We start from the raw sequence: 16,549 nt of genomic DNA, 5'->3' as shown, positions 1-16,549 counted from the left end.
ATCTCCCTTTTTGGATTTACTTCTACACGGCCCAAATTTCTTTTGGTGCAAGTGTGATCCAAATGTACTCTTGTTGCGTTCCACTAAGTATAACCGCTTTTCACAAGCGGACCAACTTTGAAATAGGGAGTGAAGAGAATGAAAGGTTTACGAAGCAAGTTAGCAATTCTTATGTTATGTTTCAGTTTACTGTTACCTACCCTTGCAAGTGCACATGAAGTCAAGACCACAGGAGCAGCACCCGACCTGCGGGCAGCACTTGGCCAACTATTAGGAGAGCACGCCCTACTAGCCATTCTCGCTATGCAAAAAGGGTACGATGGGGCACCTGATTTCGGTGATGCCGCAGCAGCACTTGGCAAAAATACAGATGATCTGACAGCCGCTATCGCATCGGTATACGGGCAGCCCGCCGGTGATGCCTTCAAGCCCATCTGGTCTTCCCACATTGGTTACTTCGTTGAGTATGTGAAAGCAACAGCAGCCAAAGACGAGGCTGGCCGTCAAAAAGCGATCGCTGAGCTTGAGGACTACCGTTTAAAGCAAGCTGACTTTTTCAACATGGCGAATCCAACTTATTTTGATAAAACAGTCATTGCAGATGGTTTGAAAATGCACATTACCCACCTACTCGATGCGTTCAACGACTATGTAAATAAAGACTATGACAAAGCCTACTCCGATGCTCGTACCGCCTATGCGCATATGTTCATGACCGCTGATGCGCTTGCTGGCGGCATTGAAGCACAGTTCCCAGCTAAATTTCCAGCTGAAACTGTGAAATCCCCTGGCATTGACCTTCGTGCTGGCCTGGGCCAACTGCTTGGTGAGCATGCTAGTTTGGCTGTCATCGCGATGCAAAAAGGCATCGATGGAGCACCCGATTTTGCTGCAGCCGCTAGAGCTCTTGGCAATAACACCAACGACTTATCCGCAGCCATTGCATCAGTTTATGGTCAAGCGGCGGGTGACGCATTCAATACCGTTTGGTCCTCCCACATTGGTTACTTTGTCGAGTATGTGAAAGCAACCGGTGCCAAAGATGAAGCTGGCCGCAAGAATGCCGTGGCTGAGCTTGAAGACTACCGGATGAAGCAAGCCGCGTTCTTCAACATGGCGAATCCGATGTATTTTGACACAGCAACGATTGCTGACGGGCTAAAAATGCACATTACGCATTTGCTTGAAGCCTTTGATAGCTACGTAAACAAGGACTTTACAGGTGCTTATACGTTTGAGCGTACCGCATATGCCCACATGTTTGCTACGGCAAGCGCACTTGCTGGCGGAATCGTAGCGCAATTCCCAGAAAAGTTCCACGGACCTGTTACCATGTCGCCAACGACTAGCATCTGGATGAAAATTGGCAGCGGTGCACTAACTATTAATGGCACGACCACTTGGATGGATGTAGCACCGTTCATGAAAGATGGCAATACGTTTATTCCCCTTCGTTATCTGGGAGAAGCCATTGGCGCTGAAGTCACTTGGGATGCTGCAACGCAAACCGCTTGGGTCAAAACTGGCGGAAACACCGCTACATTTTGGATCGGCAAGCCTTATATGGAATTGAACGGACAACGGAAAGACATCGGCACTCCGATCTTCCTGCATGGCGGACGTACACAAGTTCCACTTCGTTTCATTACCGAGCTGCTTGGCTGGGATGTCAAATGGAATGACGCTGATTGGTCAATTACATTGACGAAAGCCATGGCTATGGATATGGGACATTCGCATTAATGGTCATCACTCACTAAAAAAGAGTCGAGCAAGGACATGACGTCCTCGTTCGACTCTTTACGCTATTTATTCAGACACCGCTCGTTTCCAACAGCCCTGCGCCAAGCTTCTCAAAGCCAAGGCTTGCTCCCATCGGTTCGAGAGTTCTTGTCCTCCCTGCCCCGTAATCGCATAAGGTGCAGGACCAAGCTCGCAGACAAAAGGCAGTATATCGCCTGGCTGCGCATCCTGCAGCCAATAGCGCATGGCCTTGGTCCACCAGGTCTCAAAACGGGCTAGCATCGCATCCGAATAGCCGACATCCACTTGAATTTGTTCCCCAGAGGAGATGCGGCTGTGAATGACCGACGTTCGTGCAAGTACAGTCTCGAATAGGTGCTCTGCCTTTTCTTGCTCCTCTGTCATTTCCCCCGCTACTACATAATGGGAGATATCCAGCGTAAACCGTAAGTCTGGCAGCGCTTCAGCGTACTGCACCGTACGGATTAAGTCTTGTGTAATTTTGCCGCGATGCGTCTCAACAAAGAAAGGCATTCGCTGCTCAGTAGACACAGCACCCAATTCGTCTAATAGCTTAATCGCCTCATCACCGATGATGAAAGCATCTGCTACTTGCCCGTTCACGTACAGCATCTCCATATCATCAGCCTGTTGCAGCTGAAGTGACAGGTCGTGGGCATTGAACGGGAAGCTATGCGCGCCGAAGCTTAGGTTATACTGGCGCAGCAGTTTTTGCCATTCATCCCGACTGCCGGCTTCTGGGACTCTAGCTAGAATCCCCGTGAAACCTGCATCCGCGATGCGTTCGAACTTCTCCTCAAGCAGGAGCTCCGTGCCCGAAGGGACCACCCCCATCATCGCCCACATGGATTGATGAATTTCGAGGCGTGGCGGGCGATTGGAGCCATCATTAATTCGGGTTCTATCGAATTTGGCCTGCATCAAAATTAATATCCCCCTAAGCTTCCAGCTAGTTTATTCTTAGTGACTTCCCCCTGCGCCTCCATATAAACAGTACGCTTCTTCACTGTTCGCTCCGCTTCCTCCTGAGCCGCACGCGCATCACCGCCATGGACATCCTCGATCATCCAGCGCTGACCAAAGCCCGCATGTACGACTTCGTCTGCCCAATCAAAATCTTGAAATGTGGTCATAAGCGGATCCTTCACCACATCACGACAGAATTCCCACTCCTCGCGCTTGCCTGGCGGATATTTCATCGCTGCTTTCTCTATCGCAATGGTCAAATGGGAATACGCCTCGGTTCCCTCGAACAACTGTGCGGTCATATCGTACCACCCCGTCCAGTTCGCGTATTGATACACATCGTACCCCTTCACACGAAGCGCTGCCTCGCCGAACCAGCTATGCCGAACTTCGTCCCACATGTGCCTTGCTGTGTCTCGATAGAAGCTCCATGGCTTACCTTCCGTTGTAACATGCACATAAGCTATGCCCTCTGCTGGGGACATTTCAAAGTAACGAGACAGCATCATGGTCATGAATCGACCCTCAGCGTTATCAGGCAACGGTATGCTCTGAAATTTGACGACCTCTGTTTGAAAACGGCTGTCTCTCGTGCTCGATTGCGGCATCGCGAACGGCTTCGTCGTTATTCGAAGCGCGGGATCTAGGGCTGCTCGTTCCTCCCAGCCTGTGATGCCACCAGCTGCAGCAAACAGCTGCTCTAGATACATTTTCCAGCGCTGCGCCTGATCCTTCTCCTGTTCTGATGCCGTAAGGCGGATATGTGCGAGCGCTTCGCGCCCCCAATCCATTTGCTCTTCACGATCGATGAGCTGATGCTTCATGATCTGAAGCGTAGGCTCGTCAACAAGCGGCTGCGCTTTGCCTTGGTAAGCGTGAATAGCAGCGATTTGCGCCGGCTTTATCACTTCAAAAAGCGCCGTTAACAAACACAACGTCGTCTCCGAATTCAGCACCGTCTGCATGAGTTCGTTCAGACTGACGTCCGGGCATTTGTCGAAGGCCACCGTACTCATACGAAGCTGTTTAACGCGATTGCGAAATTGCTCGTGGTGCTCTGCATCTTGCGAGCTTAAGCGTGCAAGTGCTCCTTTTATTTCATATTCAGGTCTAGCCACCACATGGCCAGCCTCGATCCTCATTAATTGCCGATCAACATAGGCGATTCGTTGTAACGTTTTTGCCGAAGATTCCACAGACATCCCGATACGATCCCAGTCTTGAATTCCCATGAATGGATGCAACACAAGTACCCCTCCAGTATTTTTGCACTTTATTGTTTGTTCATACAACAATCATAGTGGAATACAGGCTCTAAATACATGCATTGTACAACATATAAATTTGCACTATTATACTTACTTTATTTAGAAGGTCCGCTGATTTGATCAGTAAATCCAAGTCGAATTACCATGGCCCATTGAGCCTGTTGGAGTGTTTCTGAAATGCTTCCTAACGTAAACATGGATTGTTTGTTCGTGCCTTGTAAGCCCCAAACAATAATACCTTCGGTTCGCGGAGCTTGCACTGGCAGCTGTAATTTCATTTCACCAGTTATCCCTATATCTGCCGGTTTATCTACAATCAGTGTTGCACTATAGGAAGCTCTTTGGTCAATAAGCGCATAGGCCAATTCGGAATAAAGCTTGCCGCTAGGATCCCCATGATCTTTGAATTCATATACAAAATCGCCATTAAAACGGTAATTGCCTTGCGCATCTTTATCTTCATCCATCATCGTTATACTCATGCCAGGCGAAGTTCGCTCCAACACACCATCCTTCCAGTATTCAAAGCTAACCGCTAACGTCGGCTGGGGTCCATAGTACTCAAGCGCAACAGCACCCGACATCAGCCCTAGTAACGGCTTCAGCTTCGCGTTATTTTTTTCGTCGAATAGCGGCTCAGGAGACGCAAGCCAAGTTGAATGATCCACTGTTGCATTTTGCTTAAATATAGGTAAGCTCAACTCTTTACGACTCGAAACGTCATTTACAACGGCCACCGATAGCAAACCCGCCATCACGATAACAGTTAACACACTACGAATACTCGTATGCATAGTTAGGTACCTCCCTATCCAAGCTCATCTTAAATTCCCATATAAATTTACAATATTAAGAAATAATACCACACTTATTAGATCATACGCTCCCATTATTTGTCAGATACGCGTCACTTTAGATGATTTTAATAAATGGATAAGAATGTGTTTAGATACAGGACGTACAATTGGGAGGAGCGTACATGAACGGGGGCAAAATATGAGTAGAAAACAAGGGATTTGGGCCATCATCATCATAATGGGCGTAGCGATAGCCGCTGTATTTCCTTACGTCACTTTAAATCCTGCGAATAGCCGTATCACACCGGATGCGAATTTCCCGCTCCATTACACCTTGCTTATTGTTCATATAGCAGGGGCGTTCGTAGCTCTGGTGAGCGGCTTATTTCAATTTCACACACGCTTTCTTTCTAATTACCCAGCATGGCATCGCCTATTAGGGCGCATTTATGTGTACAGTATTTTCCTAAGTGGACTGTTAGGACTTGTGCTGAGCTTTTATGCAGATAGCTTTACGAAAGGTCTGGCCTTCCTCACACTGAGTGTACTCTGGCTGTTCACTTGCTGGAAAGGCTTCCGCTACGCGGTCAAAGGACAATTGGCACAGCATCGTATCTGGATGATACGCAGCTATGCGGTCACTCTAGTCGCTACATCGGCTCGTCTAGTCGTGCCGGTCTGTATCTTGCTGTACCTGGCGATGCATGGATTTCACCTCCCTGCTGGAGGAAGAGAGCAGATGATCGCTGACATCCTAGACGTGAACATATGGATCGGATTGATTCTTAATCTGTTAGTTGTTGAGTGGTATCTGCTGCGACCTCGGAAGAAAAGCTAATAAATAGAGCTGTCTATCCACCAGCTCTATTTCACAATGAAAACCTTCTCCAAGTGCATCTTCTCTTGCACACCTTCGAGAATCAAATCAGCCGTGACTTGCATATTTTCATGTGACCTGGCATGTGATAGTAGAAATAAGCACTCCAAACTTGCCTGTCCAAGCTAGCATCAGCACTTCTGGGTTCATAAGCCCGCAGGGAGTGCTTGTATCCGGCATGACCGCACATTCATCGCACATTTATGCCTGATAAGCACTTCAAGCTTGCTTAAACCACAAAAGATGCGACATTTTTGATAGATAAGCAATCTCAGTTGTCTTATCATGTTAATTGATAGCGGAATGGATTTGTGCGGGTTAGGTTGGGTTTGCGCGGGGCGATGTGTTTGGTTCGGTGTGATTGGTTCAATGTGTTTCGTTCGGTGTGTTTCGTTCATTGTGTTTGGTTTGATTTGTTTCGTTTGGTGTGTTTGGTTCAATATGTTTCGTTCACATAAACCTTAAAAAGGCTGTCCCTAGTCAAATGACTAGCAGATCAGCCTTTTCATGTAAACGACGCTTATCGGTATCCATCCTGCCAATTGCACATGGATTGGACAATCCTACGTCATGCCTCTATTCCTCGCCATTTTCCAAAATCAGCATTTCCTCATAATTGATTGCTTGCAGCAGTTCATGCACAGTACTCGTTGAAATCTGCTCGCACTCCTCTAACTCCTGAATGCCATCTCGCCTGATCTGAACACTTCGCAATTGAACAAGCCTTAACTGATGGAGGAAATCGGCTTCGGAATGCTCCTTATGGTGCTCACTAGGATTAGAGCCGCCGCCATGCTTCAACAGACGTGTGTAATGTTGAATGACGAGGAGCGACTCTAGCTTATGTTCGGCAGATTGCTCTTTGCGGATTGCAGCAACAGCTGCTTGCTGCAGTTGTTTTTCAATCGTTTGGAGGGCATCAAACATTTCCGTAACCGATCTGTATTTCTCTGAAAGTCCGCCTCTTCGATGCTGTCGGATCCTCCGATTGAGCAGGTTCAATTTGAATCGTACCCAAAGGTATTGAAGTCTTGCTAGGAATAAAGATTCAGACTGCGGTTGATGAAGCAGCGCGAAAACCGTCTGCAGCTGCGGTGAGACAACGCCCTCCTCAATCAGCTCAGACAGCCTGGCAGCTTCTGCTTCTCTACCGATTTGCTGGAGCTCGCGAATATGTGATCCAGACAGCTTAACGGAACCGTGGGACTCAATTCGGATTTGTTCCTCCAACTGTTGAACGACCGCGAGGGTGGATTCGATATTGGCGGCGCTTTTCTCTGATTTCAGCACTTGAATCGTTTTGTTGGCCAGATGTATGCTGGCCTCTTTCAACGACATCGCGGCTTGATTCGGTTCCGCCACCGTCTCTGATTTCCCAAGGAACGGCATGGCGAGCGTCGCTGTAAGCATACTAATCAAGATGACACTAGCGGAAATAAACAGAATGGTGTTGCGCAAAGGAAAAGGCACACCCACCGACAATTCAAAAGGAATGGACAAGGCCGTAGCCAAAGTGATCGTGCCATGGACACCGCATAAGCTGGCTGCTAACGCGTAAGCTCTTCGCTTGGCTTTCGTTTGATAGCTCTTCTCCGGTAAGCTCTCTGGCATAAAATCGTGATGAAAAATGAACACCCAAAGATACCGAGCTACAGCTAACGCTGCGTAGATCAGCACCGCCAATCCTAGCGCTTTGACAAGCGACGTTTCACCACTGTGGATCAATCCAGTTATCACTTCTGGGAGAAGCAGACCCAGCAGCGCAAAGACGAGTCCGTTCAAAATATAGCTCAAAATCGACCACGTATTCGTCGAGATGATGTGCAGCTTGGTGGTCGTTTGCTGTAAACGATCGCGCTCTAAGCCATGAACAATGCCCGCCACGACGACGGCCAAAATACCGGATACGCCAATTTCCTCCGCCACGATATAAATCACAAACGGCGTCATTAATTGAATCGTGACGAGCGAGTGGACTTCTTCCAAGCCTTTTTTCCGTAAAAAAAGTCTGAAATTCACAAGCACGGCGCCAAGTACAAGACCAACAATACATCCGCCTATAGCAACGAGCAGGAATTCCCAAGTCGCGGATCTCACGGAGAATACTCCTGTCATGACGACGCCTAAGGCTACTTTAAAAGAAACGAGGCCTGCCGCGTCATTAAGCAGCGACTCCCCTTCTAGAATGGGCATTAAACCTTTGGGAAAGGTACGGCCTCTAGTCATGGATTTGACCGCAACCGCATCCGTTGGGGACATCACCGCGGCCAGTGCAAACGCCACGGGGAGCGGCATGGACGGGATCAAGTAGTGAATGAAGAATCCGATACCGATGACGGTAAAAACAACGAGCCATATCGCCATAGAAAGAATCGGCTTGCGGTATTTCCATAGTTCTTTACGAGATATAACCCGCCCATCACCAAATAAAATGGGTGCTATCAGACACACCATGAACGCTTCTGGTTCAAATTCAAAATCGGTCGGGACGAATGGCAGCCAAGACACGAGCGCCCCTAAGCCAATTAAATAGAAGGGCAATGGGATTTGGGGATATCGCTTATTGAATAACGTTGCTGCTACAATCACAGCCGCCACAATTAATAAAGGCAACAAAAGTTCCATCGGAGCTCTGCCTCTCTTTCATTTCCTTAAATAGGGAATTCTTTGGTAGCATCCTCACTAATCTAACGTTCTATACCGCTTTTTCAGCGTAAAAAAAAGGGCCAGCCAAACGAACTTGGCTACCCTCAATCCTTTGTTCGTTCCTACGCAAACTCAATACCAACTTGTAAATACAGATGAACTACCGTACGCCAAAGGAATTGCCGCTGCAATCATGACAATCGGTCCCCACCAGGTGAAGAGGGAGATCCCTGCAACTAAGCTGATCACGATTAGGGCCGGAAGCACGAGAATAGGGATAGCCGTTTGAATGGCTTGATGCTTCATTGGGTCCTTAATCGGAAAAAGGTTAAGGAACGGCGTCGTGAGCTCATCCTTGCAAAATGATTTTCGCCAGAAAACCAGCATGACAGCCACCAGGATCCAGACGAGAATTTTGATCGCACCTGGCAAAATAAACAAAGCTCCACTGGCGACGACAACAAACTGTATCGATTGTCGCCACTGCAGACCATTTCGGAAATAAGACTTCACTAACAGCTCGGCAATTCCTATGCCAGCTCCCTTGCCTTTGAGCAATCGCTGCGATTTGCCAAATAAAAGCGGATATCTGCGCGTTGGTTTTCTTTTACGCTCCATCACACGAATTAACATCAAGGAGACGATTCGCATCCGTGCATCGCGTTCTCTCGCAATGTCGGCGAAGAAGGTGCCTTTTTCACGCAGCCTGATCCGGGTTAACAACGCGAACGTAATGATGCCTAGCCCTATTGCTATCCAGCCGTAGAGGGTTTGATCCGTGATCTCCGTCACTAGCATCAGGAAGAGAAATACGCCGATCACAAAAATCACAATGCGCAGCACCCATAGCAAGAAACCTCGCAATCGAAGCGCAAGCAGCTGGCGAATCAATCCTAGATTTAATTTGACCACGTAAGTCAACAACCAGAAGCACACGACCTGCGGGACGCTATACGAATAAACAGACACTAACAATGGCAGGAAGAAAAGCGTGGCCAGCAACGAAGTGAAGCCCTGAAGCACGACCGAATATCGATAGCCGAGATGCATCAGATGCCGGAACCAGCCTTCATTTTGCCGGAGAAAGAGCTGATCGCCCTCCTCAACAAAGTACCGCAGCGTGCCTAGCCATGTGAAGATGTAAAAAAGTGTAGCTACGGTGTGCACCGAAATCCCACTTAGCCAAGTCGGCGGCGTCATATACCAAGCATAATAGTGATAACCCGCCACAATCAGCAGTGGAATCACAAAATAAATGGCAATTACCCAGTCCACGGCCATCCGTAAGGCGCGATACTGAAACTTCCAGTCCGAGCGTACCCGTCTGGCAAAAAGTTGAAAGCTGCTAGTCAAACCGCTGTCCCCTCTCATAATAACGAATGGAAGCAGTCGAACAACGTTGCATCCGGCATGTCGCATTGCTTCTGAATGTCTTGCAGGGTGCCGTTCGCCACCAATCTTCCGCCCGACAGCAGCACGAATGAGCTGCAAATCCGTTCAGCCGTATCCAGCACGTGGGTACTCATCAGAATGCCTGCACCACGCTTGCGCTCCTCTTCCAGCATCCCCAGGAAATCCTTGATAGCCTTCGGATCTAAGCCGATGAAGGGCTCGTCCACGATGTACACATCGGGTTTATTTAAAAAGCCAAGAATGAGCATAATCTTCTGCTGCATCCCTTTCGAAAATTTCCCAGGCAATTGATGCTTCTCATCCAGTAAGCGGAATCGATGCAAGAGATCGTCCGCACGCTCTAAGAAGACGGCGCGATCCAGTTCATAAACCGATGCCGCGAACTCCATGTGCTCCCACAGCGTCAACTCATCATAAAGAATGGGATGCTCGGGAATATACGCGTAGCTTTTGTTTTCACCCATGAAGGAGATTTTTCCTTTAAAATCCTTCAGTAACCCGAGGATGCTCTTAATTGTCGTGCTTTTGCCAGCGCCGTTCGGGCCTAACAATCCAACCAGCTCGCCTTGCTGAACTGTAAAATGAATCCCTTTAATCATGTCCGGCACCTCATCATAACCGGCTTGCTCAATGTATACATCTAATAAGGCTAATCGTTCTTCTGACATTCCGTGACTTCCCTTCTATCCTCATCATCCATGCATATTCCCTCTATCCTATCATGAAAGTTTGCCCAATGTATGAAGGTTAGATAAAAAAGCCAAAAAAAAAACCTATCCTTGGCAGGATAGGCTCCGCTAACTACTGCTTATGTTGTACAAATCTCTAGGATCCGCTCTTAACCAACATATCCGCAATCAGATCCGCTTGCCCTAGAATGGAGATCGGATCGTAATGCAGATAGGTCTTGTAGTCTAGGATGTGTACTTTATTGTTTTTAACAGCTGGGAGCGTCTTCCAGATTGGACTGTCCAGAATCGCCTTCACCTGCTCGTCTGTCGTACCTGCATTCATGCAGATGAAAATATGATCCGTATTCGCATAGGTCGGCAACGTCTCCATCGAGATCTCGACAAGCTGCTTTCCGCTGTCAATCGCTTCCTTTTGCACAAAATCAGGAGCCTTCAGCTTCAGCATATTGTAAATGACTTCGCCGCCGCGGCCATAGTTATCGCCGAGCAAGGATATCTTTTTCTCACGGACATTGATAATAACAGCTGTTTCTCCTTCTTTTACCGAGCCTTTAATCTTCTCGCGGCTCTCTTTGGCCTTTTGTTCATATTTAGCTAACCACGCTGCAGCTTCCTTCTGTCTGCCAAATGTATCTCCGAGCAGCTTCACCTCTTCACGAACATTTTTATAGGCCGTATATGGGATGAACACGGTTGGAGCAATTTTGGAAAACTTATCGTAGTTGTCTTCCGAGAAGCCATTGATCACGATTAAATCTGGATCGAGCGATGTCACCTTCTCCAGAGAAGCCGGTGAACCGATATCCGTCATATTCGCTTCTTGCTCCTTAAGGAATGGACTTCCCATCCACCATTCCTTACTGGCCGCAATCGGAGCCATGCCTAACGCAGCCAAGGTTCCGTGGTAGTAAGCTGCCACGACGCGCTTCGGTTCCGCAGGAATCGTGACATCCCCCTTAGCGGTCTTCGCTACGATCGTCTTCGGAGCTGCGGTAGCTGCCGCTTCTGCTTTCGCCGTGGTTGCTGCCGATGGCTGGGAAGTGGCCTGGCTTGAGTTCGTTGTATCTGTACTGCTGCCGCATGCACTCAATATGAGCAGCAAGGCTGACATCCCCGTAGATAACCATAATTTCTTTGCTTTCATGATGTGTATCTCTCCTCTTGATAATGATAATAGTTCTCACTAGGATCATATCAACGACTTTGCGATGTCGTCCATACACATTCATGACGATATTTCGTTACAAATGTGATGAAAGCCGATCAACAATCTCTTGCAACTGGAGCTCCAGCGAAAGCGGATCAAACCCATAGAAGATATCCGGATTCACATCATACACTTGGTTTTTGCGAACGGCCGTAAACTTCTTCCAGTTCGGATGCGATTTGAACGACTCCGCCCCCTCCAGCCAGTTAGATTCATAGTTGACGAGAAAGACATGATCGGCTGCATAATCGCCAAGCTGAGCAAGCGAAATACAGCGATTCAGCAGCTTGGCATCAATAATGCGCTCCTTGACAATGCGCGGAGGAGGCAGCTGCAAGCCTTGATAAAGCATAGGTCCGCCCAAACTTCGCAGATCACCGTAGACATAAATTTTGCCCGAAACCACCTTCATAATAATGAACGTGTCGTCAGGATTCAGGACACGTCCAAGTACCTCTTTCGCTGCAGCAATTCGGCGGTCAAACGCTTGAAGCCACACCTCTGCCTCCTGCCCCTTCCTTACAACATCTGCAATAAAACGTAACTGTGCCCGCCAATCCATCTTCTCTAGATTGAAATCAGCCACAGGGCCAAGGGTGCGAATCCACGTCACATCCTGTTTATGTACATTGCTGAAAATCAAATCTGGCCGCAGCGCTTTAACTTCCTCGGCGCTTTGTTCATCTAAGCCTTCGATCGGCTTAAACTCAGCTTGACTCAGCACACGCTGATAATGTGCCGTCATCCAAGGATTGATAATGCCAACACGCGGAACAACACCCAACGTCAACAAGGTTGAGGTTGCCCAAGCATCCAGCGAGACATATTTTTTCGGTTGATGCACGTAGGCACTTGGCGAAGAGCCCACCAGTTGTTTAAATTTGCGGCTAAAATAATATTGGCTCTGAAAGCCAACCTCCTGCGCAATTTCTTGCACGTTGGATCGAGAAAGCTGCAATAGCTCACGTGACCGTTCAATGCGAAGATGGAGCAAATAATCGATAAAACCGATCCCTTTTTCTTTTTTGAACAATCGGGAGAAATGCTCTGGGCTTACACCGAGCTGCTCCGCGATCTGATCTCGTGTTAAATCATCCCGATAATGCTTATGAATCAGCATAACCGCATGTTCGATGACATTGTGCATCTCTGGCGGACGTGCTTCACCCGTGTTCTTAAATATGATGTCCATCATCGTATAGAATAGAATTTGTCTTTTGAACAAATCCTGCGGTCGGCCGCTTACTTGCATCTCATCCAGCTCTCTAGATACCTGCAACGCCCAGTAAGGCGTTTGCAGCTGAATCGGTTCTTGGAACATGCTTTGTATGCTAAATGGCAGGTAGGTGCCTTTTTCTGCAGGTGACCCACTTCGGATGATCACATCAAATGCAATCCGATCCATCTGCAGCACAGTACTGCTAGTGTTGACAACATGCATCCCGCTGCCGGAGGGCGCATAGACGACCGTCCCGTATTTTAGCACCACCTTTTTGCCATTCATGAACAGCTCGCCAGTCCCCTCACGAACGAGCAGCAGCATATCTGCCTCTGTCACGTTCCATTCCTTCTGCGCGAAGGGTTCATAAGTCAGCTGCTTGGTATCATGCAGGACAAATTGCGGTACTTCCTGCGGTACATTAACCGTACTTCGGATACTTGAATCAGCCGCTTCCATGACCTGGCCGGCTTGCAATTGGCTCTGTTCCTTCAACACGCTGCGCACCTCGGCGACCTCCGCATCTGTCAGCTTGCCGAGGTGTTTGACAACGCGATGCTTATTTCGACCGAACTCATCTTTATAGGTACTGACGATTTTATAATAGACATAGGACTTGCCATTCCGAGTAAACATGCTTTTCTTTACAAACATGCGGGCAATACCTCCATCCTATTGGTGACTATATTGGGGACTTCAACTTTACATACGATTATACTATGAAAAAGCTACATCACGCCGTTTAACGAAAAAGATCCTCATCCAGCTTCCGCAGGATAAGGATCTCCGTTTATTTATGGTGTTACTGCTGCATCTCCTGAACACTGTAGCTATTAATAATCGCCGCCGCAAAGGCTACCCGATTATGTCGAAAGTAGTGAAATAACATCCGTTCTTCCGGGCACTCTTCATCATAACGCGGAAAATTAAAGAAATCGTCCTCCGTCCATCCTTCGTTCCGCAGGTTTTCAATGGATGCCGCAATTTTGCTAGGAATGACTGGCTTGAATATCTGTGACGCTTCTGTTGACATCGTACCACTCCACCTCTTCACTAGAATCTATCACTCTAGTAAAAGGATGCCCACATTCCGCGCAGGATAAACCAGTGACCTCGCTTAATACTCCACATAACTCGTCACGGATTTACCTGGCAGCGTGACGGTAACCGCTCCGCCGGTCACGGCGATGTCTGTTAATTTGGCCAAATCCTCCGTAGCGCTCGTGCGTCTTGCCGATACATTGGCAAACGTCAGGCCGCTAATCGTCGTCGTAATTGCAGACGCGCTGTTGTTAATAATGACAACCGAGGATCGACCCGTGGCATTCTTGCCACCGATGGCCACGAGGTTACTGTCGCTCGACGCAGCCAGAATGCGGGTATCATCCGGCCGCAGATAGCGGCTGAATTGGCCCATCACGTAGAGCCTTTTGTTCACCGTGTACGTATTATTTGCGCCTAAGTTGATGAGTCCCTCACCTGTCGTGCTGGAGGCCGGATTCACCGCCCACCAATAGAACCAGCCCCGCTCCCCTCGCTTCAAATCAGCGGCAATCATATTGGCCCACTTCAACCCATCCGTAATTGATGGATCGTTCGTATTCTGGAAGTCACTCACCTCTGTCGCGATTAGCGGCTTGCCAAAATGGTTCACATCCACATAGGTGCTGTAATCATGTACCGGTACAAAATCCAATTTATCTCGTGTTGTGCTACTAAAATTGACCATGTAGTTGTTCGAGGAGGTGCGATTGGAGCCTTCTGGCGCCCCAACCAACACGCCTTGATTCAAGCTGTGAATGGCATCGGCCACCTTCGCCCCTACTTGATCCAATTCACTCGTCGTATAGGATGCCGAAGCATACGGCGTAGTTAAATCGGGTTCATTTTGCACACTGACCCATTTGATATTGAATCCGAACACATTGCGGTAGTGGTCCACGTAAGTCTTCATGTAATTGGCAAAATTGTCGTATTGCGAGGTGCTCAAATGGCCGCCGTTATTCGGGGAACCATTCGTTTTCATCCAGCCAGGAGGGCTCCACGGTACCGCGTAAAATTGATTCATCCCGCGATTCTCCGCCTCTTGGGCGAACCATCGTTGATGGAGATCCGTATTCCAATCCAAGACGCCCGATGAGGGCATGAATGTCGTTTGCACCGCATCCTGGGCAGCCGTATAGGGATTAATTTCCATCCGGACGATTGACAAACCAGCATTCGAGTTATCCGTACGGAACAACGTATCCAAGATGGCTCCCTGCGTGGCCGCGTTAAAATTCGTTTTCAACTCATTTACCGGGTGATTGGCTGCCGCGCCGAATCCCCAAATCGTTTGATACGTCGTATCCTTATACACCGTCACCGTGCTAGCTGCCAACACAGGTGGTGCCACACTCACCAACATCGCAACCGCCAATCCCATTACACCATAAACCTTCTTTCTTCGTGAAATCATCCTGCATGCACCTCTTTTCTCCAATTTGGCCTAAGCTCAGCCTCCCTTAATTTAATCTGAAATCGCTTTCAATACACTGAGGGGAAAAGGTTTTTTACTGCACAAATGCGATGCAAATGTTGCAAAAAGCCTTTCTCCTGCCTTATTCACCTCCAAATCGGTCCTTATACTCCATCGGGTTCAACCCGTGATACTGTTTGAAAATACGTGAGAAGTGAATGCTATTCTCGTAGCCAACTTGCAGGGCAATTTCATAGCTCTTCAAGGAGGACGTAAGCAGCAAATCCCGCGCTTTGCGCATCCGAACGTTAACGCAATAGGTCCAAATCGTCATCCCCGCCTGCTCTTTAAAAAGCTTCGCTAAATATGAGCGGCTCATCGCGACGTGATCAGCCAGCTCCTGAAGCCCCCAGTTCTCGGCATAATGCTCTTCGATATATCGTTTGACCTGATCGACAACGCTCTCCTTCTGCAGGTTCTTCGCCTTCCGAGCGCGATCCATGAGAATATTCGCTGCTTGCTCCAGCCGCCTCACCGCGCACAAGCGGAAATACTGCCGCACTTCGGCATGCTGTAAGCGTTCTTCCCCCAGCTCCAAATCTTCGCCTTCCTCATACGTCACATGGATGTCCTGCTTCTTCAGCTCTTCGATGACGAGCGATGTCCAAGCCATCGTTAGCTCGTTCAGCAGTTCATAGCGGCCTTCCACCCACACTTCCAACATGGCTAGTGTATCTACAATCAGCAGCGGCTGCCCGTGCAAATAAACAGACAAGACCATCTCGATCCAGCGGTCCAGCATCGGTTTGTAAACAGGCAGCTTATGCAATAGGAGCTGATTCGCTGCATTGCGGCGGTGGCTCCGAATACGAGCGCAAGCCTTGACCACGGCCTCTTGCAAGAGGACGCTATCCATCGGCTTGAGCACATAATCGACTGCGCCCAGCTCGATACTCCTTTTCGCATACTGAAAATCATCATAGCTCGAAATAACGATACAGATCATCCAAGGATAGTGTTCGTTGATCTCTTTCATAAGCTGCAAACCGTCAACCACAGGCATCCGCACATCCGTCATGCAGATATCCGCATAGTGATCCTTCAACCAATCCAACGCCTTCTTGCCATTCGCAAGTGTGGCTGAGACCGTAACACCTTCCATCTCTGAAACTTGTATAGCTAGACTTTCCCGAATTAAATCTTCATCATCTACGATTATCAGTCTATTCATCTGTCTCTAGA

General features: G+C 48.4%; 13 protein-coding genes. 2 read left to right on the top strand and 11 right to left on the bottom strand.

Going from position 1 to position 16,549, the window contains the following annotated elements; all coding sequences use genetic code 11:
- Positions 1–138 precede the first annotated feature (138 nt).
- Positions 139–1,743, top strand: coding sequence for a copper amine oxidase N-terminal domain-containing protein (locus A8709_RS21745; protein WP_065855052.1), 1,605 nt, complete (start codon positions 139–141; stop codon positions 1,741–1,743).
- Between the two features lie 66 nt (positions 1,744–1,809).
- Here the strand turns inward: A8709_RS21745 and A8709_RS21740 are convergent, their stop codons facing one another.
- The 3 genes from A8709_RS21740 to A8709_RS21730 form a co-directional block, all read right to left on the bottom strand.
- Positions 1,810–2,685 (bottom strand): sugar phosphate isomerase/epimerase family protein, encoded by an 876-nt coding sequence (locus A8709_RS21740; protein ID WP_084225299.1) that lies wholly within the window; start codon positions 2,683–2,685, stop codon positions 1,810–1,812.
- A gap of 5 nt (positions 2,686–2,690) precedes the next feature.
- Positions 2,691–3,962 (bottom strand): hypothetical protein, encoded by a 1,272-nt coding sequence (locus A8709_RS21735; RefSeq protein WP_208607725.1) that lies wholly within the window; start codon positions 3,960–3,962, stop codon positions 2,691–2,693.
- Between the two features lie 131 nt (positions 3,963–4,093).
- Positions 4,094–4,792: a hypothetical protein gene (locus tag A8709_RS21730; RefSeq protein WP_065855048.1), complete on the bottom strand. Its 699-nt coding sequence runs from the start codon at positions 4,790–4,792 to the stop codon at positions 4,094–4,096.
- A 202-nt stretch (positions 4,793–4,994) separates the two neighbouring features.
- Between A8709_RS21730 and A8709_RS21725 the strand changes: the two genes are divergently transcribed.
- Entirely contained in the window at positions 4,995–5,633 is a 639-nt protein-coding gene (locus A8709_RS21725; protein ID WP_065855046.1) for a DUF2306 domain-containing protein, read from the top strand.
- A 615-nt stretch (positions 5,634–6,248) separates the two neighbouring features.
- Here A8709_RS21725 and A8709_RS21720 read toward each other — a convergent pair.
- From A8709_RS21720 to A8709_RS21685, 8 genes are all read right to left on the bottom strand, one after another.
- The gene (locus tag A8709_RS21720; protein ID WP_065855044.1) at positions 6,249–8,297 is read right to left on the bottom strand and encodes a Na+/H+ antiporter; all 2,049 of its coding nucleotides are present in this window, start codon (positions 8,295–8,297) and stop codon (positions 6,249–6,251) included.
- A gap of 153 nt (positions 8,298–8,450) precedes the next feature.
- Positions 8,451–9,689, bottom strand: coding sequence for an ABC transporter permease (locus A8709_RS21715; RefSeq protein ID WP_208607724.1), 1,239 nt, complete (start codon positions 9,687–9,689; stop codon positions 8,451–8,453).
- Positions 9,686–10,399 carry an ABC transporter ATP-binding protein gene (locus A8709_RS21710; RefSeq protein WP_065855040.1) on the bottom strand — a complete coding sequence of 238 codons (714 nt, stop codon included), beginning with the start codon at positions 10,397–10,399 and terminating at the stop codon, positions 9,686–9,688. Before A8709_RS21710 ends, A8709_RS21715 begins: the two co-directional genes overlap by 4 nt.
- Positions 10,400–10,556: 157 nt before the next feature.
- A complete protein-coding gene (locus A8709_RS21705; RefSeq protein ID WP_065855038.1) occupies positions 10,557–11,567 on the bottom strand; it encodes an ABC transporter substrate-binding protein in 1,011 nt (336 codons plus the stop codon).
- Positions 11,568–11,664: 97 nt separating this feature from the next.
- Positions 11,665–13,503 (bottom strand): AraC family transcriptional regulator, encoded by a 1,839-nt coding sequence (locus tag A8709_RS21700; protein ID WP_065855036.1) that lies wholly within the window; start codon positions 13,501–13,503, stop codon positions 11,665–11,667.
- A gap of 148 nt (positions 13,504–13,651) precedes the next feature.
- Positions 13,652–13,882, bottom strand: a complete 231-nt coding sequence (locus tag A8709_RS21695) for a hypothetical protein (RefSeq protein WP_065855035.1) — start codon at positions 13,880–13,882, stop codon at positions 13,652–13,654.
- An 84-nt stretch (positions 13,883–13,966) separates the two neighbouring features.
- Positions 13,967–15,307 carry a glycoside hydrolase gene (locus A8709_RS21690; protein WP_065855032.1) on the bottom strand — a complete coding sequence of 447 codons (1,341 nt, stop codon included), beginning with the start codon at positions 15,305–15,307 and terminating at the stop codon, positions 13,967–13,969.
- A gap of 142 nt (positions 15,308–15,449) precedes the next feature.
- A complete protein-coding gene (locus A8709_RS21685) occupies positions 15,450–16,538 on the bottom strand; it encodes a response regulator (RefSeq protein ID WP_065855030.1) in 1,089 nt (362 codons plus the stop codon).
- Positions 16,539–16,549: the final 11 nt, after the last annotated feature.

Origin of the sequence: Paenibacillus pectinilyticus, from assembly GCF_001700435.1 — a bacterium.
GTDB classification, from domain to species: Bacteria; Bacillota; Bacilli; order Paenibacillales; family NBRC-103111; genus Paenibacillus_E; species Paenibacillus_E pectinilyticus.
This window is presented reverse-complemented; position numbering and strand designations above follow the sequence as displayed.